Annotated in this window: 11 protein-coding genes, 1 tRNA gene and 2 pseudogenes; 13 read left to right on the forward strand and 1 reads right to left on the reverse strand. The window is 71.4% G+C overall.

The window, feature by feature from the left end; all coding sequences use genetic code 11:
- The first annotated feature begins 159 nt into the window (after window positions 1–159).
- From IF78_RS0110320 to IF78_RS0110360, 10 genes and pseudogenes are all read left to right on the forward strand, one after another.
- On the forward strand, window positions 160–750 hold the full coding sequence (locus tag IF78_RS0110320) for a hypothetical protein (RefSeq protein WP_031482610.1): 591 nt from the start codon (window positions 160–162) through the stop codon (window positions 748–750).
- A 270-nt stretch (window positions 751–1,020) separates the two neighbouring features.
- Entirely contained in the window at window positions 1,021–2,562 is a 1,542-nt protein-coding gene (locus IF78_RS0110325) for a DUF7059 domain-containing protein (protein WP_031482608.1), read from the forward strand.
- Window positions 2,563–2,984: 422 nt separating this feature from the next.
- Window positions 2,985–3,653, forward strand: a pseudogene (locus tag IF78_RS49590) (serine/threonine-protein kinase); the annotation flags it as partial.
- 1,054 nt (window positions 3,654–4,707) lie between these two features.
- Window positions 4,708–5,295, forward strand: a complete 588-nt coding sequence (locus IF78_RS49595) for a hypothetical protein (protein ID WP_234439848.1) — start codon at window positions 4,708–4,710, stop codon at window positions 5,293–5,295.
- A gap of 81 nt (window positions 5,296–5,376) precedes the next feature.
- The gene (locus tag IF78_RS0110335; RefSeq protein WP_031482603.1) at window positions 5,377–5,574 is read left to right on the forward strand and encodes a hypothetical protein; all 198 of its coding nucleotides are present in this window, start codon (window positions 5,377–5,379) and stop codon (window positions 5,572–5,574) included.
- A gap of 248 nt (window positions 5,575–5,822) precedes the next feature.
- Entirely contained in the window at window positions 5,823–8,660 is a 2,838-nt protein-coding gene (gene topA / locus IF78_RS0110340; RefSeq protein ID WP_031482602.1) for a type I DNA topoisomerase, read from the forward strand.
- A 204-nt stretch (window positions 8,661–8,864) separates the two neighbouring features.
- Entirely contained in the window at window positions 8,865–12,104 is a 3,240-nt protein-coding gene (tmk, locus tag IF78_RS0110345; protein WP_031482599.1) for a dTMP kinase, read from the forward strand.
- A gap of 405 nt (window positions 12,105–12,509) precedes the next feature.
- On the forward strand, window positions 12,510–13,715 hold the full coding sequence (locus tag IF78_RS0110350; protein ID WP_031482597.1) for a DNA polymerase III subunit delta': 1,206 nt from the start codon (window positions 12,510–12,512) through the stop codon (window positions 13,713–13,715).
- 128 nt (window positions 13,716–13,843) lie between these two features.
- Window positions 13,844–15,499: an alpha/beta hydrolase gene (locus IF78_RS0110355; RefSeq protein WP_031482594.1), complete on the forward strand. Its 1,656-nt coding sequence runs from the start codon at window positions 13,844–13,846 to the stop codon at window positions 15,497–15,499.
- A gap of 200 nt (window positions 15,500–15,699) precedes the next feature.
- Window positions 15,700–15,773: transfer RNA gene (locus IF78_RS0110360), tRNA-Thr, on the forward strand.
- A 170-nt stretch (window positions 15,774–15,943) separates the two neighbouring features.
- Here IF78_RS0110360 and IF78_RS0110365 read toward each other — a convergent pair.
- Window positions 15,944–16,540, reverse strand: a pseudogene (locus IF78_RS0110365) (site-specific integrase); the annotation flags it as partial.
- 320 nt (window positions 16,541–16,860) lie between these two features.
- Here IF78_RS0110365 and IF78_RS0110370 point away from each other — a divergent pair.
- The 3 genes from IF78_RS0110370 (at window position 16,861) to IF78_RS0110385 (ending at window position 19,922) form a co-directional block, all read left to right on the forward strand.
- A complete protein-coding gene (locus tag IF78_RS0110370) occupies window positions 16,861–17,541 on the forward strand; it encodes an adenylate kinase (protein ID WP_031482590.1) in 681 nt (226 codons plus the stop codon).
- A gap of 301 nt (window positions 17,542–17,842) precedes the next feature.
- Window positions 17,843–18,163 carry a hypothetical protein gene (locus IF78_RS49600; protein WP_031482588.1) on the forward strand — a complete coding sequence of 107 codons (321 nt, stop codon included), beginning with the start codon at window positions 17,843–17,845 and terminating at the stop codon, window positions 18,161–18,163.
- Between the two features lie 376 nt (window positions 18,164–18,539).
- On the forward strand, window positions 18,540–19,922 hold the full coding sequence (locus tag IF78_RS0110385) for a hypothetical protein (protein ID WP_051827656.1): 1,383 nt from the start codon (window positions 18,540–18,542) through the stop codon (window positions 19,920–19,922).
- The last annotated feature ends 66 nt before the right edge of the window (window positions 19,923–19,988 follow it).

Here is a 19,988-nt window from a genome sequence, read left to right on the forward strand (position 1 = left end):
CGCCCGCCCGCCTCATGCTTGTTCACGCCCTTGCCGTGACGCTTCTCTCACATGGTGCAAAGAGCATGGAAGTGCCACATAAGGGATATGTGGCGCGCTGCCGTTTCCCGCTCGCCGTGTAGGGTCCGGGGGCCGAGAGCCACGGAAGGGACCAAACCGGTGAACAAGAAGCTCGCGGCCGCACTGTCCGGCGGTGCGGTACTGGCGCTGGCACTGACGGGATGCACGAGCGACGAGGGCAACCCGGAGCTGGACGCCTGGGCCAAGAAGATCTGTGACACGGCGCCGACGCAGAACGCCAAGATCGCGGCGGCGGACGCCGCGATCACGAAGGCGGCCAAGGACAGCCCGCCCAAGGAGCTCCAGCAGGTCGACGCCCAGGCCTTCCAGGACCTCTCCGAAGGCTTCAAGGCCCGCGCGACGCTCCTCCAGCAGGCCGGGCCGCCGCCGGGCGTCGAGGGCGGCGCGAAGAAGCAGCAGGACGCCATCAAGAAGCTCACCGCGGTCTCCACGAGCTACGCCGAGCTGAAGAAGCAGACGGACGAGCTCAACACGAAGGACCAGGCGAAGTTCGCGTCCGGGCTGCGCAAGGTCGGCGAAGAGATGAGGGACGTGGTGAGCCAGCGCAAGAGCGCCCTCGACGCTCTCAAGCAGCTGGAATCGGGCGGCGACACCAAGAAGGCGCTGCTCAAGCAGGAGGGCTGCAAGGAGGCGGCCGCTTCGGCTTCCGCGTCGGCCACCGACAGCTGAGATCTGACGGGCCGGGCGGCCGAGGCGCCGCGGGCGGGCGTTCCAGCGCCGCCGCAGGACGCCGCCGAGCGGACGGCCGCACGCGCGCGTGCGGACATCTGAGGGCTTGCGCAGGCCTTGCGAGGCGGGTGGCTGAGTCGCGGCGCCGGTCATGCACCGGGCCTCGCCACGGGCGCGCCGTGCTTGCGGGGGCGGTGTTCCAGGGCTCGCGGGGCGGGTGGCCGAGGTCTTACGCGGCGGGCGGGGCCGGGCGCGGGTCACAATGAGGGCGTGAGTGACTCCAGTCTGTCCGCGCTGCCCGCCTCCGATCGCCCAGATGTAGCCGCCCGGCTGCGGGATGCCCTGCTCGGGGCCTCCTTCACCGCCGACGGGCTGCTCGAACTGCTCGGCGCGCCCGCGTACGCGGCGCTCGCGCGGAGCGAGACCGTGCCCGCGCTCCGGGCGACCCGCGGAGACTCGCCGCTGGAGGCGCTCGTACGGCTGTTCCTGTTGCAGCAGCCCGTGCCCCACGCGCGCGTGGCGGGCGTTCTGCCCGTCGACGCCTGTCTGGAGAGCGGATGGCTGGTCCGCGTCGGCGGGGACTCCGACGGCGACCTCGCCGCGACCGTGGACGTACGGCCGTACGGCGGGCCCGGGGGCGAGGACTGGTTCATCGTGTCCGACCTTGGGTGCGCGGTCGGTGGGGCAGGCGGCATCGGCAGCAAGGACGAGGGAGTCGTCCTCGGCGTCGGTGGCGCCTCCACGACACTCGCCGGCATCACGGTCCGTACGCCCGTCGCCTCCGCGCTGGACCTCGGCACCGGCTCCGGCATCCAGGCGCTGCACGCCGCGCAGCATGCCACGCGTGTGACGGCGACCGATCTCAACCCGCGCGCGCTGCACATCACCGCGCTCACGCTCGCGCTGTCCGGCGCCCCGGGCGCGGACCTGCGGACGGGCTCGCTGTTCGAGCCGCTCAAGAACGGCGAGACGTACGACCTGATCGTGTCGAACCCGCCCTTCGTGATCTCACCGGGTGCACGGCTGACGTACCGCGACGGCGGGATGGGCGGGGACGATCTGTGCCGCTCGATCGTTCAGGGGGCGGGGGAGCGGCTGAACGAGGGCGGGTTCGCGCAGTTCCTCGCCAACTGGCAGCACGTGGAGGGGGAGGACTGGCAGGAACGGCTGCGGTCGTGGGTGCCGCGTGGGTGCGATGCGTGGATCGTGCAGCGCGAGGTCCAGGACGTGACTCAGTACGCCGAGCTGTGGCTGCGGGACGCCGGTGACCACCGGGGTGACCCGGCCGAGTACCAGGCGCGGTACGACGCGTGGCTGGACGAGTTCGAGGCGCGCAAGGTGAAGGCCGTGGGGTTCGGGTGGATCACCCTGCGGAAGACGTCGGGTGCCGTGCCCTCGATCACGGTCGAGGAGTGGCCGCATCCGATCGAACAGCCGCTCGGTGACACGGTCAGGGCGCACTTCGAGCGTCTCGACTACCTGCGCGACCGCGACGACGCGGCCCTGCTGGAGGACCACTTCAGGCTCGTCTCCGAGGTTGTGCAGGAGCAGGTCGGGCTGCCCGGCGCTGAGGACCCGGAGCATGTGGTGCTGCGCCAGCACCGCGGCATGCGACGGGCCACCCAGGTGGACACGGTCGGCGCGGGCTTCGCGGGCGTGTGCGACGGTTCGCTGAGCGCGGGCCGCATTCTGGACGCGATCGCCCAACTGATGGGCGAGGACCCGGTTTTGCTGCGCGACCGCACGCCCGCGCAGATCCGGCTTCTGGTGGAGCAGGGGTTCCTGGAACCGGCGGACGGGGCGGCGCTCTGACGGTGACCACTGGGGTGAGCCGGTTCCGGTGATCCACATCACCGCACCGGAATACCTCCCGGCCGGTACCGGAAGTGGGTCATCCGCGCGCGTGAGGTGATCCGGGGCGACGGCCGGGGCACCCCGCTGCGTGCGCTTCCCGGACGGGCCTCTGAATCTCCGAATCTCCCGGCTCCCCGTAGACCGCCGGACGTGTGCGGGTCACGAGTGCCCGGTCTGGCGTGATTGGCCCCGAAAAGGCCTCCTGTCAGTGGCAGGTGCGAAGCTACCTTCGAGAGACAGACTCGACGCGTCCTCGGGGGAGGCGCGCTGCCTCTCGGGTCTCGGGGGGAGGCGTGATGGCGAGGGAGACGCCGGAGCACGGCGAAGGCAGGGTCATCAACGGGCGGTACCGGCTGCGGCGGACGCCCGGCGCGGGCGGTATGGGCCGCGTGTGGCTCGCATACGACGAGGAGTTGGCCTGCGACGTCGCGATGAAGGAGATTGCGACGCTGCCGGACGTGCCGATGGACGCGAGCGAGACCTCGCAGAGGATCGCCCGGGCCCGCAGCGAGGCCCGGCACGCGGCCCGGCTGCGCGGGCACCCGCATGTGGCGACGGTGCACGACGTGCTGGTGCACGAGGGGCTGCCGTGGATCGTCATGGAGTACGGGCCGGACGCGGTGGATCTCCAGGCGGTCGTGCGGAGTTCGGGACCGCTGACGCCCGCTCAGGCGGCCCGCGTCGGGCTCGCCGTGCTCGACGCGCTGACCGCCGGGCACCGGATCGGCATCCTCCACAGGGATGTGAAATCGGCCAACATCCTTCTGGCGCCGGACGCTTCGGGTGACCCCTACGCGCGCGTGCTGCTCACCGACTACGGCATCGCTCTCCAGCCCGAGTCCCGCGAGCCCCGGCTCACGGCCACCGCGGGCATCCTCGGCACCCGGCTGCCTCGCCCCGAACGCGTGCGTGGCGAACCGCCCACCCCGGCCGCCGACCTGTTCTCTCTCGGCGCCACGCTGTACGCCGCCGTGGAGGGCCGCGGCCCCTTCGACCGCCACGGGGACTTCGCGACACTGACGGCCCTGCGCGGCGAGGACCCGACACCGCCGATCAGGGCGGGCGAACTGGCGCCTGTACTGCACGGGTTGCTGGTCAAGCACCCGGTGCGGCGGTCGGCGCCGGAGGTGGTGGCACGGGACTGGAGTGGGTGGTGCAGGGGCTGGCGGGGACGCCTGGGATGCCGGAGGCGGCAGGCAGGGGGGCTCGGGGTACTGCCGGGGTGGGGTGGAGCGCCCGGGGTGGGCGCCGGACCTGGGGAGTTGGGTCCGCCGCCGGGCGGCTTCGGGCGGGCGGCGGGTGCTCGGCAGACGCCGGGTTGTGTCGGGCCGGCGCCGAGTGGCTCGCAGACGCCAGGTGGTGTCGGGCCGGCGTCCGGTACCCCGCAGACACCGAGTGCGGCTCTGACTCCGAACACCCCGCAGGCACCGCACACTCCGGCGGACAGATCCGGTGGGCGGACGCCCGGATCGGCGCCGTACGACGTCTGGCGACCGCCTGCCTCGCCGCCGCACTTCGACCCCGGGAACCCCTATGCGCAGGGTGCGGGCCCTACGTATGCGGATGGCGGTGGGCAGGCGCCCCAACCCGGGAGCGCGGGCGGCCGTATGCGGGTGGCGCCGCGCAGCCGCCGTACGCGGGGAGTCCGATGCCGCCGCCGTACGCGGGGAGCCCCACACCGCCGCGGTACTCGGGAGCCCTCACGCCACCGCCGCGCCCGAGCGGCACCCCCAGTGCCCCCGGCGGCCTCCCTGGAGCAGCGCTGCGCCCACCGTCGCCGCGCCGGGGTGGGCGGCGATGGGCCGGCCTCCGCTCTCGGCGTCAGGAAGTGCACCGCGCTCGTCGCGCTGGTCGTCGGCGGCGTTCTCGTCGTCGCCGGTGGGACGTGGGCCGCTGTGTCGCTGACCAGCGGTGACGGCGGGGACAAGAAGAGTGCCGCGGCGAGGAGCTCGCCTTCGGCGAGCGGGTCGCAGGGGTCGGCGTCGCCGACCGGGGCCGGGTATCCGTACGGCGATGCCGTGGGACTCACCGAGCCAGACCGGGGACTGCGTGCAGGCGGTGTGGTCGGGGACGCAATTCGAGTCGGTGCCGAACCTCGGTGTGGTGGACCGCGACGACGACTGGCCGGACGGTCAGGTCGTGGCGGTCGACACGGCCACCGACTTCGCCGGCGCCTGCTACGCCGTCGTACCCCGATTCCGCGACGACGGCGAGAACCTCTGGGTCGGGCAGATGAGCGTCGGCGATTGCTGGGTCTACGAGGAAGAGGAAGACGGTTACAGCGCCCTGTTGATCGACTGCGCCAAACCCCACACCGACCAGGTCATAGGCACTGTTCAGGCGCCCCGGGAAATGAGCCACAAGAACGGCTCCGACAACGCCACCAAGCTGTGTGGCAACAAATTCGAGTCGATCTGGGCCCCCGGTCCGGAGCGGACCGTCTATGGCTGGATCGCGGACGAGGAGGACTGGGAACCAGGCTTCAACAAGGTCGTGTGCACAGTCAGCCGGTCCGACGACAAGAAGACGACCGGAAAGATACCCGCGCCCGGTGAGGTCGAGGCCGGTGAGGCAGAGGAGAGGGGATGGGCTGGCGGGGAAGGCGGTGCTGTGGTGGCTGCTGCGCCCCGGGCGCCGGGCAGAGGCGGGGCCCTGAGAGTCCACAGCCGCGTCGGTCCCTCGTTCACCTGAGGTTCGCCTGTGCGCCGTCCGCGCGTGTCAGCCTCGCCGGGCTGGGCACTCACGGACGGGAGAAAAGGGGCAAGCGGAACCATGGAGAGGGGACCGGCGATCTTCGCTGGGGTGGTGTTCGCCCTGTTCGGAAGTGGACTGCTGGCGTGGACGACGGTGCGGGTGCGGCAGCGCCGACCCGTCGCTCAGGGTGTGAGCCCCGTCGCATCGGCGACGCTGGCCGGCCTTGTCTCGGTGATCACGCTGACCCTCGGAACGTGGTGCCTCACCCGGCTCTGAGAACGGCCCATGAGCTGCGCGGCGGATAATTGGGAGGCCGACTTCCGGAAAGGCTCCAAAAGACCGGTAGGCACTCCGGGCGGCAGGAATGGCGGAAGTCGGGTTACCGTTCGAGTGGCCGTTGCGGGCTTTTCCCGTTTGACAACGGGGCGGGATGTACCGTCACACTCCGCAGCGTCACCACCACCCGACCCCGGGACTGAGCGACCCTGGGGAGGCCCCAGCGTCGACCGGAGAGAAGAGCGAAGTTGTCCCCGACCAGCGAGACCGCACAGGGCGGCCGCCGACTCGTCATCGTCGAGTCGCCTGCCAAGGCGAAGACGATCAAGGGCTACCTGGGCCCCGGCTACGTAGTCGAAGCGAGCGTCGGGCACATCCGCGACCTCCCCAACGGCGCCGCGGAGGTGCCGGAGAAGTACACCGGCGAGGTCCGCCGGCTCGGCGTGGACGTCGAGCACGACTTCGAGCCGATCTATGTCGTCAACGCCGACAAGAAGGCCCAGGTCAAGAAGCTCAAGGACCTGCTGAAGGAGTCCGACGAGCTCTACCTCGCCACCGATGAGGACCGCGAGGGCGAGGCCATCGCCTGGCACCTCCAGGAGGTGCTCAAGCCCAAGGTCCCGGTCAAGCGGATGGTCTTCCACGAGATCACCAAGGCCGCGATCCAGGCCGCCGTGGCCAACCCGCGCCAGCTCAACCAGAAGCTCGTCGACGCCCAGGAGACCCGCCGCATCCTCGACCGTCTCTACGGCTACGAGGTCTCGCCGGTCCTGTGGAAGAAGGTCATGCCGCGCCTGTCGGCGGGCCGTGTCCAGTCGGTCGCCACACGACTCGTCGTGGAGCGGGAACGCGAGCGCATCGCGTTTCGTTCTGCTGAGTACTGGGACCTGACGGGCACCTTCGCGACCGGCCGCGCCGGGGACTCGTCGGACCCGTCGTCGCTGGTCGCCCGCCTGCAGACCGTCGACGGCAGGCGGGTCGCGCAGGGCCGCGACTTCGACTCCCTGGGACAACTCAAGAGCGCGAACACCCTCCACCTCGACGAGGCGAACGCCCGCGCCCTGGCCGCCGCCCTGGAGCAGACGCAGTTCGCCGTCCGGTCCGTCGAGTCCAAGCCGTACCGCCGCTCGCCGTACGCCCCGTTCCGTACGACGACGCTGCAGCAGGAGGCCAGCCGCAAGCTCGGCTTCGGCGCGAAGGCCACGATGCAGATCGCGCAGAAGCTGTACGAGAACGGCTACATCACGTACATGCGTACGGACTCCACGACGCTGAGCGACACCGCCATCGCCGCAGCCCGTGCCCAGGTCACGCACCTGTACGGCGCCGACTACCTGCCGCCCCAGCCGCGCACCTACGCCGGCAAGGTCAAGAACGCGCAGGAGGCGCACGAGGCGATCCGCCCCTCCGGCGACCGCTTCCGCACGCCTGCCGAGACCGGTCTGACCGGCGACCAGTTCAAGCTCTACGAGCTGATCTGGAAGCGGACCGTCGCCTCCCAGATGAAGGACGCGACCGGCAACAGCGTGACGGTGAAGATCGGTGGCACCGCCGCCGACGGCCGTGACGTCGAGTTCAGCGCGTCCGGCAAGACGATCACCTTCCACGGTTTCTTGAAGGCGTACGTCGAGGGCGCCGACGACCCGAACGCCGAGCTTGACGACCGCGAGCGCAGGCTGCCGCAGGTCGCCGAGGGCGACGCGCTGAGCGCCCAGGAGATCACGGTCGACGGGCACGCCACTAAGCCCCCGGCCCGCTACACCGAGGCCTCGCTCGTCAAGGAGCTGGAAGAGCGCGAGATCGGCCGGCCGTCGACGTACGCGTCGATCATCGGCACGATCCTCGACCGCGGCTATGTGTTCAAGAAGGGCACGGCGCTCGTTCCGTCCTTCCTGTCCTTCGCCGTGGTCAACCTCCTGGAGAAGCACTTCGGGCGGCTCGTGGACTACGACTTCACCGCCAAGATGGAGGACGACCTCGACCGCATCGCCCGCGGCGAGGCGCAGGCCGTGCCGTGGCTGAAGCGGTTCTACTTCGGCGAGGGCACGAGCAACGGAGACGCGGCCGACGCGGGCAACGGCGACGGCGACCACCTCGGTGGCCTCAAGGAGCTGGTGACCGACCTGGGCGCGATCGACGCGCGCGAGGTGTCCTCGTTCCCGCTGGGCAACGACATCGTGGTGCGGGTCGGCCGCTACGGCCCGTACATCGAGCGCGGCGAGAAGGACACCGAGCAGCACCAGCGCGCCGACATCCCGGACGACCTGGCGCCGGACGAGCTGTCCGTCGAGCTGGCCGAGGAACTGCTGGCCAAGCCGAGCGGCGACTTCGAGCTGGGCACCGACCCGGCCACCGGGCACCAGATCGTCGCCAAGGACGGCCGCTACGGCCCGTACGTCACCGAAGTGCTCCCCGAGGGCACCCCGAAGACCGGCAAGAACGCCGTGAAGCCGCGTACGGCCTCGCTGTTCAAGTCGATGTCGCTCGACACGGTGACGCTGGACGACGCGCTGAAGCTGATGTCGCTGCCGCGAGTCGTCGGTGCCGACGCCGAGGGCCAGGAGATCACCGCGCAGAACGGCCGCTACGGGCCGTACCTGAAGAAGGGCACGGACTCGCGCTCGCTGCAGTCCGAGGAGCAGCTCTTCACGATCACCCTCGAAGAGGCGCTGGCGATCTACGCCCAGCCCAAGCAGCGGGGCCGCGCGGCCGCCAAGCCGCCGCTGAAGGAGCTGGGCACGGACCCGGTCAGCGAGAAGCCGGTCGTCGTCAAGGACGGTCGCTTCGGGCCGTACGTCACCGACGGGGAGACCAACGCGACCCTGCGCTCCGGCGACAGCGTCGAGACGATCACCCCGGAGCGCGGCTTCGAACTGCTCGCCGAGAAGCGCGCGAAGGGTCCCGCCAAGAAGACGGCGAAGAAGGCTCCGGCGAAGAAGGCGGCCGCCAAGAAGGCCGCCCCGGCCAAGAAGACGGCCGCGAAGAAGACCGCGGCGAAGAAGACCACGACGGCCGCGAAGAAGACGACGGCGAAGAAGACGGCCGCCAAGAAGGCGACGGCTTCCAAGACGGCGACGGACGACTGAGGCGTCGGACCACCGAACCACCCTCTCCGCGAGGGGCGACCGGTCTCCAGGAGGGCCAACCCGGCTCTCTCGGGGGCCGGTTGACGGTCAGGTTCTTCACTTCCGGTTCGCGAAACGAACGCATCGGCATCAGTTTGGTGTCGGGTCGTGCGGGCGTTCGGGCGCGCGCGTCGGGCTGTCAGTGGGTCCCGATAGGCTGAAAGCATGACTCGTGCCGAGCAGCCTACGGCCCACGACACCGCCCCCGACGACGCCCTGGCCGCGGACTCCCGCGAGCGCGCCGTCCGCGCCCTGCTGCGCCGACCGCAGCTCAAGCGGCTGTGGAGCGCGCAGTTGGTGGGTGGTGTCGGCGACATCCTCACGCTCCTGGTGCTGGTGCTGCTGGCCCTTCAGGCGGCGATCGCCGAGGGCTCGTTCGGCGGTGGCTACCGGGGCGTGGCGTTCGCAGTGGCGACCGTCTTCGGTGTGCGCATCCTGGCGACGCTGCTCTTCGGCGCCGTACTCCTCGGCCCCCTGACGTCGCTCACCTCCCAGGAGGGCCCGCTCGACCGGCGCTGGACCATGGTCGGCGCGGACGGCCTGCGGGTCGCCCTGCTGATCGTCGCGCCCCTGTGGATCGACTGGACACCGGACAACGCGCTGGCCGTTCTCCTGGTCACCGTCTTCGTGACCGGCGTCGCCGAGCGCTTCTGGACGGTGTGCCGTGAGAGCGCGGCGCCCGCGCTTCTGCCGCCCCCGCCGCCCGAGGGCGCGACGGTACGACCGCTGCCGGACCACATGGACGCCCTGCGCCGCCTGTCACTTCGTACGGGCTTCGTGGCGATCCCGCTGGCCGCCGCCGCACTCGTCGTCGCCGCGCTGCTCAACAACCTGCTCGGTGCCGGGCTCGACTGGTTCGAGCAGCACCAGGCGGCCCTTGCGTCGTATGTCGCGGCCGGCCTGTTCGCCGCGTCCCTGTCCGTGCTGACCTTCCTGGAGCTGCCCGACACGCGCACCCCGCGCGCGCGGTCGCCGCTCGAGGGGCTGCGCCGGCCGAAGACCGGTTCGGGTGTCGACAAGGGCCGTACCGGCGCGATGCCGCTGCTGGTACTCGCCTGCGCCGCCGTCGCCGGGGCGGTGTCCGCCGCGGTCGCGGTGTCCGTGCTGCACGCCAAGGACCTGGGCGGCGGGCCGGTGCTGTACGGCCTGCTGGTGCTCGCGCTGACCGGCGGCGTGGTCGTCGGCATCCGTACGGCGCCCTCCGTGCTGCCCGCCCTGTCGCGGCGCCGGCTGCTGGCGCTGGTGCTCGCCTTCACCGGCGTCGCCCTGCTGGCTGCCGGACTCGTGCCGGACGTCACCACCGTGCTGCTGATCGTCGCGCTGGCCGGCCTCGGCGCGGGCGTGTCCGCCAACACCGGGCACACCCTGCTCGACCAGGAGGCCGAGGAATTCCGCCGGCCGCGCACGACGGAGCATCTGCACGCGGTCGTACGGGTCTGTGTCGCGCTCGGCGCGGTGATCGCGCCCCTGGTGGCCGCGCTCATCGGGCCGCACCGCCTGGAGAGCGGCAAGTTCGTCTTCGCGCACGGCGGTGCCGCGTTCACCCTGATGCTGGTCGGCGCGCTGCTGCTGCCGGTGGCCGCGCTCGTGCTGGCCAAGGTCGACGACCGCTCCGGCGTACCGCTGCGGCAGGACCTGCGCGACGCGGTGCTCGGGGGCGACGACCCCGAGCAGGTGCCCGCGACGTCCGGCTTCTTCATCGCCCTGGAGGGCGGCGACGGCGCCGGGAAGTCCACCCAGGCCGAGGCGCTCGCCGAGTGGATCCGGGGCAAGGGCCATGAGGTCGTCGTCACGCGCGAGCCGGGGGCGACGCCGGTCGGCAAGCGGCTGCGGTCGATCCTGCTGGACGTGTCGAGCGCGGGCCTGTCGCACCGGGCGGAGGCACTGCTGTACGCGGCGGACCGCGCGGAACACGTGGACACGGTGGTCCGGCCCGCGCTGGAGCGCGGCGCGGTCGTGATCTCGGACCGCTACGTCGACTCCTCGGTCGCCTACCAGGGCGCGGGCCGTGACCTGTCGCCGACGGAGATCGCCCGCATCAACCGCTGGGCGACGAACGGGCTCGCGCCGCATCTGACGGTGCTGCTGGACGTCGCGCCGGAGGTCGCCCGCGAGCGGTTCACCGAGGCGCCGGACCGGCTGGAGTCCGAGCCGGCCGAGTTCCACGCACGCGTGCGCTCCGGCTTCCTGACGCTGGCCGCGGCCGACCCGGGCCGGTACCTGGTGGTGGACGCGGGCCAGGAACCGGAAGCCGTGACGACGGTCATCCGGCACCGGCTCGACCAGATGCTGCCGCTGTCCGAGGCCGAGATCCAGGCGCAGGAGGAAGCGCGCCGGAAGGCCGAGGAAGAGGCCCGCCGCAAGGCCGAGGAAGAGGCCGCCCGCAAGGCCGAGGAGGAGCGCCTGGAGCGCGAGCGCCAGGAGCAGCTCGCCCGGCTGCGTGCCGAAGAGGAGGAGCGCAAGCGGCGCGAGCTGGAGGAGGCGCAGCGGCGCGAGGCCGAACGGCAGGCGGAGGAGGCCCGGCAGCGGGCCGAGGAAGCGGCTCGGCGCGCCGAGGAGGAACGGCAGCGGCTTCTCGCGGAGGAGAAGGCGCGCGCCGAGGAAGAGGCGCGCCGCAGGGCCGAGGAAGAACGGCGCCGTAAGCAGGCCGAGGAAGAGGCCAGGCTGCGTGCCGAGGCGGAGGCCCTCCGTCTGGAGAAGCAGCGCAAGGCGGAGGAGGCTCTGCTGCGGGCCGAGGAGGCGCGCCGCCAGGCGGAGCAGGCGGCGGCCGCGGCGGAGGCGGGTCCGAAGCCGACGGGGCCCGTGTCCGGGCCTGCTTTCGGGGACGCGGCGACGGTACCCACGCCTGTGGTGACGCCGGGGAAGGTGCCCGGCGAGGCGTCGGACGAGACGACGGTGCTGCGGCCGGTGCGTGACGAGGAGCGTGGCGGTGAGCGGGGTTCCGGCGGCCGTGCTTCCGGGGAGTCCGACTCCGAGGTGACGGCGAAGCTGCCGCAGCCGCCGGCGCCTTCGGGGGCGTCGGACGAGACGGCTGTGCTGCCGCCGGTTCCTCCGGGCGCGGCGGACGAGACCACCGTGCTTCCTCCCGTGGCGCCGGGGGCGGCCGTTGAGACGGCTGTGCTGCCGCCGGTTCCTCCGGGCGCCGCGGATGAGACGGCCGTACTGCCTCCCGTTTCGGGGGACGAGCCCGGGGATCGGGTTCCGCCCGGGTACTTCCGCGACGAGGAACGCACGCGTGAGCTGCCTCAGGTCGACGAGGAGGGGGCACCTCGGCGCAGGGCCCGGTCCGACTGGGCCGAGGAGACGCCGCTGGATGATCTGCCGACTCTGGCGGATGAGCTGTTGGGGCCGCATGAGGACGAGTACGACGACGAGGGCGGCCGGGGGCGGGGTCGGCGGCGCTGAGGTCGCTGAGCTTGGGGCGGCTGGTCGGCTGAGGTGTGCTGCGGACGGCGTGAGATCGGCCGGCTCGCCCGGTATCGACGGGGCGCCGCTCGACTGAGCCGCTCGCTCGATGAGCTCGCTGCCGGGCGCGGCTACGACGCCGTGCCTGGTACCACCCAAGGGGCGTGGGGCTCTGTTTGATGTGCGGCTACCGCCGCGCGTAAGCGACCAGCCCCACCGGCCGGCACGCGCGCGACTAACCCTCACCCGCCCCGGCGCTGTGCGAATACCCCCCACCGGTCGGCACACGCACGAAGCCGGGAGCCGTCCGCCACCTCATGCCGCCCGACCCGGCCTCCATTGTCAGTGCCGCCCCGCACAATGGATCCCGCAACGCGAAGAGTGGACGAAAGGCGGGCGTGACCCATGACCGTGTGGGACGACCTGGTGGGGCAGGAGCGGGTCAGCGAGCAGCTGGCCGCAGCCGCTCGGGACGCCGATGCCCTCGTCACCGCTGCCGCCGCCGACGCACCGCCCCCCGAGGCGTCCAAGATGACCCACGCCTGGCTGTTCACGGGGCCGCCCGGGGCGGGCCGGAACCAGGCGGCCCGGGCCTTCGCCGCCGCGTTGCAGTGCGTCAGCCCGGACCGGGCGCTCGGCGGCGCACCCGGATGCGGGTTCTGCGACGGATGTCATACGGCGCTCGTCGGCACGCACGCCGACGTCACCACCGTCGCCGCCGTCGGCACCCAGATCCTCGCCGACGACATGCGGGACACCGTCCGCAAGTCGTTCACCTCGCCGGCGAACGGCCGCTGGCAGATCATCCTCGTCGAGGACGCCGAGCGGCTGAACGAGAAGTCGGCCAACGCGGTGCTGAAGGCCGTGGAAGAGCCCGCTCCCCGTACGGTCTGGCTGCTCTGCGCCCCTTCCATCGAGGACGTCCTGCCCACCATCCGCTCGCGCTGCCGCCACCTGAACCTGCGGACGCCGTCCGTCGATGCCGTCGCGGACATGCTCGTACGGCGGGAAGGCATCGAGCCCGACGTCGCCGCGGCGGCGGCCCGCGCCACGCAGGGGCACGTCGACCGGGCCCGCCGCCTGGCCACCGATCCGGCTGCCCGCGAGCGCCGGACCGCCGTGCTCAAGCTGCCCCTCCGGCTCGGCGATGTCGGCGGCTGCCTCAGGGCCGCCCAGGAGCTCGTCGACGCCGCCGCCGAGGACGCCAAGCAGCTCGCCGAGGAGATCGACGTCAAGGAGACCGAGGAGCTGAAGGCGGCGCTGGGCGCGTCCCAGGGCGGCAGGATGCCGCGTGGCACGGCGGGCGTGATGAAGGAGCTGGAGGACAAGCAGAAGCGGCGCCGTACGCGCACGCAGCGCGACAGCCTCGACCTCGCGCTGACCGACCTGACCGCCTTCTATCGCGACGTTCTCGCTCTCCAGCTGGGCACCCGCGTCGCCCTCGCCAACACCGACGCCGAGGACGCCTTGGAGCGCCTCGCCCGCGACAGCGCCCCGGAGGCCACCCTCCGCCGCATCGAGGCGATCGCCGCCTGCCGCGACGCCCTCGACCGCAATGTGGCGCCCCTGCTGGCGGTGGAGGCGATGACGATGGCCCTCAGAGCGGGCTGAAACGGAGGCGGCCCGCCCGGTCCCACTCCCCTCCACAAGTGATCGACGGAAGGTTGACCATGTAACACGTACGAGCCGTAGCGTGCACGCACAGCATCCGAGCCGCTGCACAGAGTTACTCTCGCCTGATGCACACCAGGCGCAGCTCTCCAGTCAGTCCGGACCCGGGCCCAACCGGGAACGGCCGCCAAAGCAGCCACCCCAGCCGTCGCAGCGGCCGCGGCCCCAGCTCAAGCCCTTGGCGAGCCCGCACGTTGGGCGCCTTCCTCGCGGCCGCCACCCTGCTCCTGTCCGCCTGCACCTCCGGCGGTTCGCCGAACCCGGGAAGGCCGGCGGCCGAGGCGGCCCTGGCCGCGCTCCCGAGGTCGACGCCGGCCGCGCTCGCGCCGTACTACGGGCAGAAGCTGAGCTGGCGCGACTGCGGGGCGCCCGGATTCCAGTGCGCCACGATGAGGGCACCGCTCGACTACGCCAAGCCGGACGCCGGGAGCATCCGGCTCGCTGTCGCCCGCAAGAAGGCGACCGGCCGGGACGAGCGGCTCGGTTCGCTGCTCGTGAACCCGGGCGGACCTGGCGGCTCGGCGATCGGCTACCTCCAGCAGTACGCGGGGATCGGCTACCCGGCCGACGTACGCGCCCGCTACGACATGGTCGCGGTCGACCCGCGCGGAGTCGCCCGCAGCGAGCCCGTCAAATGCCTCGACGGGCGGGCGATGGACAGGTACACGCAGACGGACTTCACGCCCGACGACGAGAAGGAGACCGAGAAGCTCGTCGGCGCCTACAAGCGGTTCGCGGAAGGGTGCGGAGCGCACTCGCCCGGCGTCCTGCGCCACCTCTCCACCACCGAGGCGGCCCGGGACATGGACATCCTGCGGGCGGCGCTGGGGGACGAGAAACTGACGTACGTGGGGGCGTCGTACGGCACCTTCCTCGGGGCGACGTACGCGGGGCTCTTCCCGGACCGGGTGGGCAGGCTGGTCCTGGACGGCGCGATGGACCCGTCGCTGCCCGCCCGCAGGATGAACCTCGACCAGACGGCGGGCTTCGAGACGGCGTTCCAGGCGTTCGCGCGGGACTGCGTGCGGCAGCCGGAGTGCCCGCTCGGCACGAAGGCCGCCGAGGTGGGCAAGAACCTCAAGTCGTTCTTCCGCAAGCTCGACGCCAAGCCCATCCCGACCGGTGATCCGGACGGCCGTCGGCTCGGCGAATCCCTCGCCACCACCGGGGTGATCGCGGCGATGTACGACGAAGGCGCCTGGGGGCAACTCCGCGACGCGCTGACCTCGGCGATGGAGGAGAAGGACGGCGCGGGCCTCCTCGCCCTCTCCGACAGCTACTACGAGCGCGACGCCGGCGGCGACTACACCAACCTGATGTTCGCCAACGCGGCCGTGAACTGCCTGGACCTCCCGCCGGCCTTCGCCACCCCCGACGACGTCCGCACCTCCCTCCCCGCCTTCGAGAAGGCGTCCCCCGTCTTCGGCGAAGGCCTGGCCTGGGCCACCCTGAACTGCGCGTACTGGCCGGTGGCGCCGACCGGTGAGCCGCACCGCATCGAGGCCAAGGGCGCGGCCCCGATCATCGTGGTCGGCACCACCCGCGACCCGGCGACCCCGTACCGCTGGGCCCAGGCCCTCTCCCGCCAGCTCTCCTCGGCCCGGCTCCTCACCTACGAGGGCGACGGTCACACGGCGTACGGGCGGGGCAGTGCGTGCGTCGACAGGACGATCAACGCATATCTCCTCCGAGGGACCCCGCCCACTCGGGAGAAGCGCTGCTGACAGCCCATGCGGAGGGGCCCCGGAGAATGGGACTCCGGGGCCGCACGCAGGGGCCGGCGGTGGCCTGCGGGCGGGTCGGCTTGGGCCTGCTGGGGGCCTGCGGAGGGCTGGCTGGGGACCGGGGAGGGGTTGGTTCGGAGCGCTCCAGAAACTGTGTAGACTTACCGACGTTGCTGATCGCACCATGGTGCGGACGGCGCGCCGCCTTAGCTCAGATGGCCAGAGCAACGCACTCGTAATGCGTAGGTCTCGGGTTCGAATCCCGAAGGCGGCTCCGGCAAAGGCCAGGTCACATAGCCCGTGACCTGGCCTTTTGTGTTGCTCGGGGCGTGACGCGTCACACGGCCGGGGTGCCGCGAGCTGGCTTGCGTGAGCGATGCGTGAGCGGAGCGGTCCGGCGCCCTACTTCTTGGGCTTCTTCCGCTTGCCCTTCTCCTTGGCCCTGGCCTCGAGCATGAGCGTGGCCGCCCGGTGCCGGAGGTCGTGCAGCCGGATCGGCGGGAGGCCGGAGGCGGCGACGAGGCGCTTGAAGAGGTTGGTCACCTTGCCGGGATGGAGCCAGGAGCCGTCTTCCTGAGTGAAGACCATGCCGGTGTCCACCCAGGCTGATCCCCACTCCTCGCGGTCGGCGTCCTGCTGTTCGTGGTGGCGCTTCAGGACGTTGACGGTGTCGTCGTCGAGCGCGACCACTCGGAAGCCGCTGTCCGTCTTGGGCTCGGAGGTCTCGACTTCCCACCCGTCCTGGACGAGCTGGGCGGAGACGGTCAGGGAGTGGTCATCGAGGTTGGTCTCCGACCAGGGCTGCCCGCATGCCTCGCCCCGCCGCAGTCCGCGGAAGGCGATCAGGTGCCACATCGCGTACAGCCGGTGCCCCGCGACCAAGTCGAGGAACGCGCCGGTCTGTTCGGGCGTCCAGACCATCACGGGCGAGGGCTTCTCGCCCGTCTGCTCCCACTTGGCGACCCGCGCGTCCGTCCACACCAGAGCCTTCGGCTTGCGCACGGGGTCGAGTTCGACGTGCTCCGCCGGGTTGAAGGTGAGTGAGGGACTGATGAGCGTCATCGCGCAACCCGCCCGAACCCGCCACAAGCCCGCTCCGCAGCCGTCCGGCCGTTCGCCGCTTCCTCGAAGGCCCCCCGCTCGACCCCGCCGACCTGTCCTTGGTCTTACTGGTCACCGAGGAAGAGGCGGACCGCCCCATGCCGACCCTCACGGTCGCGCAGCTGGGCACCCAGCGAAAAGACCTCATGGTGCCTATCATCTGCTGGGATGCACAAGGGGCGTCTACGCAGTCACGACGCTCAGCTACTTCGAATTCTGGGATTGACCCTGGCCACGCATGACGAAGGGGCACCTCATCGATGCGCATCCTCCTGATCGGGCCGCCCGGAGCCGGCAAGGGCACGCAGGCAGTGCGCCTTGCCGCGCATCTCTCGATCCAGCACATCTCCACCGGTGAGCTGTTCCGCGAGCACATCGCCCAGGGCACCGAGCTCGGGCAGAACGCCCACACGTACATACGCAGCGGACTTCTGGTACCGGACGAGGTCACGATCGGGGTGATCAGAGAGCGCCTTGCCCGCCCGGACACCGAGCGCGGATTCCTGCTGGACGGCTTCCCCCGCAATCTCGACCAGGCACAGGCGTTGGACGGCATCCTGGCCGACGCTGAGTCGAGGCTGGATGCCGTGCTCGACCTGGAGATTCCCGAGGCCGAGGTGGTCAGGCGGATCGCTGGACGACGGCTGTGCCGTCAGGACCGCGAACACATCTTCCACGTCGACTACACCCCGCCTGAAGTGACAGGAGTCTGCGACGTCTGCGGCGGTGAGCTGTACCAGCGCGATGACGACCGTGAGGCAACCGTTCGTAGGCGACTGGAGGTCTATCGCAGCGAGACGGCGCCGGTCGTCGACCACTACCAGGCCATGGGTCTGGTGAGCACGATCTCGGCCCTCGGCCAGGTCCAGGAGGTCATGGACCGCGCGCTGGTCGCGATCGGCCAGGGCCAGGTCGATGCCTCCGGCGCGTCGAGCTGTTGACCCCTCCGCCGGGAAGGTGCGGCTGCCGTCCCTGACGGCCGACGACGACTGCAAGCTCCGCCCGCCCCAGCCGCCGTGTCGGCCCCGTGCATCGCCGCGATCTGGACCAGGCCACTGGGCGCGGAGACTCGAACTGATCCTTCCCTCACACCCTGGCCCCCGGACGCGCCGAAGGCTAGTCGGGTCGGATGGAGCCGTGAAACTGGATCCCCCGACAGATATGCCGGATCTCTCGGTGCTGGCGAAACTCACCCCTGCGAAGGGTTCGGTCATCGGTCACTGCCACTGCTGAGGAATCGCAATGGACGCCCATCGAAAAGACCTGTACCCCGACGTTATCGCCGCGGGCGGCCTTGTATCGGCGATGAAAGAGGCCGCGAAACTGCGGGGATGCGACATCGGGCTGCCGCCCTGGGCCACCGACGCCATCGGCATCGAGACGCCAAGGGGGCTTGTGTCGGTCCATCCCGCGACCGAGGAGCGTCTGTTCCGGGTGCGAGTCCTCATTCCGGGTTTCACCTGGGATATTCCCGGGTTCTCCTGGGAAGTCGGCTCGACTGACGATCTCGGCTTGCTCGTGGAGGCGGTTGCCGCATGGCGAGAAGGGACGCCGCTCGACTAGTTGGCGGCGAGATTCGAGTTCCTGGAGCTCGATGAATTCGCCAGGGCACTCGAAAGGGGAGAGGGCTGGACGGAGATCGTTACGAGGTCATTCGCCCCGGGGTGCCCCGGGGCCGCCTGGGTCGAGGTGCCGACCGGTGACCTGATCGCCTACCTGCGAGCCGCTCTGAACCAACAGTGATCTCGACAGATCGATGAAGTCGAAACCTCGCCAGGCAATCCCTGGCGGGGTTTCGCCATGTCCGCCCCCGCCCGCCAACAGCTGTAAAGCTCAAGGGCGTTGACCTGTCCCATGCGCACCAGCAGAATGAGCGCGCATCCGTGAGAGCGCTCTCAGAGCCGTTCTCAGAGCCGGCCGAGGGAGACCCATGAACGGCATGACCGACAGGCAGGGCCCGGCCCTCAGCCGCCGCCAACTCATCGGCACCGGCCTGGGCCTCGGTGCGGCGGTCCTCACGGGGGCCGGTGCCGGCGTCGCTCACGCCGATGCCGGTGCCGGTGCCTCACCCCGCCACCGCGCCCAGGCCTTCCTCGCCGCGGCCATGGACGCCTATCCCGACCATGGCACCATCCGCCTCACCCAGAGTTACACCGACCAGGCCGGCCTCTTCAGTACCGCCTTCACCTACGACAACGCCCTCGCGATCCTCGCCCACCTCGCGGCCCGCACCGCGGACGGGCGGGAGCGGGCCGTCGGGCTCGGGGACGCGCTGCTGTACGCCCAGGCGCACGACCCGGCCCATGACGACGGCCGGCTCCGGCAGGCCTACAACGTCGGGCCGTACACCTTCTACGACGGCTCGCGGCAGCCGGACGGGTTCGTGCGGGCGGACGGGACCGTCAATGTCGGGACGCAGTTCGGGTTCACGGGTACGGCCGTGGGGGACATGGCCTGGGCCGGGATCGCGCTCAGCGCGCTGGCCCGGCGGACGGGGGAGCGGCGGTTCCTCTACGGTGCCGTGCGGATCGGGGAGTGGATCGAGCGGAACGGGCGTACCGACGAACCCCTCGGGGGGTACAAGTTCGGCGTCAACGGGGCGAACGAGAAGCTGCCCTTCACCTCCACCGAGCACAACACCGACCTTGTCTGTCTGTTCGGGCGGCTCGCGCGGCTCACGGGGGACGGGGTGTGGAACGAACGGCGTGCTCGGGCGCGGGACTTCGTCGAGAGGATGTGGGAAGCGGACGGGGGGTTCTTCTACACCGGGACGAATGACGGGGCCACCGTCAACACCTCGCCCGTCCCCGAGGACACCCAGACCTGGACCCACCTCGCCCTCGACTCCCGCGCCCACGCCCGCTCGCTGGACTGGGCCGCGCGCGAGCTGGCCGTCGTCGACCACGCCGAGCGGCGCAACAGCACGGTCCCGGCTGGGCAGCCGTACGAAGGTGTCACCTTCAGTTCTGCCGGTCTCCTCGCCAACGAGGACGCTCCGATCGCCGATGGCCAGCCCAAACCGAACCGCAACGGCGTGTGGTTCGAGGGGACCGCTCATCTTGCGCTCGCCCTGCGGGAGCGGCGGGGGAGGGGTGACGAGGCGCGGGCCCGGCGGCTGGTCGGGTCCGTCGAGCGGGCACAGGACCTGCTCGGGGGTGGTCAGACCGTCGGTGGGCGGGCGCTGCCCGAGCGGTCCGGGGTCGTGGCGGCGAGCAGTCCGCTCGACACCGGGTTCGGGTTCGGCTACTACCCCTACCGGCACACGGGCGCGACCGCCTGGTATCTGATGGCGGCCGCGCGGGCCAACCCGTTGCGGGTCTGAACCGGAGGGGGACAACCGGCCTCTCGGCCGCCCGGATCGCCGGATTCGCCGTTGCCGCGGCGCGTG

It is taken from the genome of Streptomyces bicolor, assembly GCF_000719285.1.
Classification (GTDB): Bacteria; Actinomycetota; Actinomycetes; order Streptomycetales; family Streptomycetaceae; genus Streptomyces; species Streptomyces bicolor.

Bases quoted from the DNA above. Each gene is read 5' to 3' on its own strand.
- IF78_RS0110335 (WP_031482603.1), top strand. From the start codon at position 5,377: ATGGAGAGGGGACCGGCGATCTTCGCTGGGGTGGTGTTCGCCCTGTTC.
- tmk (WP_031482599.1), top strand. From the start codon at position 8,865: ATGACTCGTGCCGAGCAGCCTACGGCCCACGACACCGCCCCCGACGAC.
- IF78_RS0110350 (WP_031482597.1), top strand. From the start codon at position 12,510: ATGACCGTGTGGGACGACCTGGTGGGGCAGGAGCGGGTCAGCGAGCAG.
- IF78_RS0110355 (WP_031482594.1), top strand. From the start codon at position 13,844: ATGCACACCAGGCGCAGCTCTCCAGTCAGTCCGGACCCGGGCCCAACC.
- IF78_RS0110370 (WP_031482590.1), top strand. From the start codon at position 16,861: ATGCGCATCCTCCTGATCGGGCCGCCCGGAGCCGGCAAGGGCACGCAG.
- IF78_RS49600 (WP_031482588.1), top strand. From the start codon at position 17,843: ATGGACGCCCATCGAAAAGACCTGTACCCCGACGTTATCGCCGCGGGC.
- IF78_RS0110385 (WP_051827656.1), top strand. From the start codon at position 18,540: ATGACCGACAGGCAGGGCCCGGCCCTCAGCCGCCGCCAACTCATCGGC.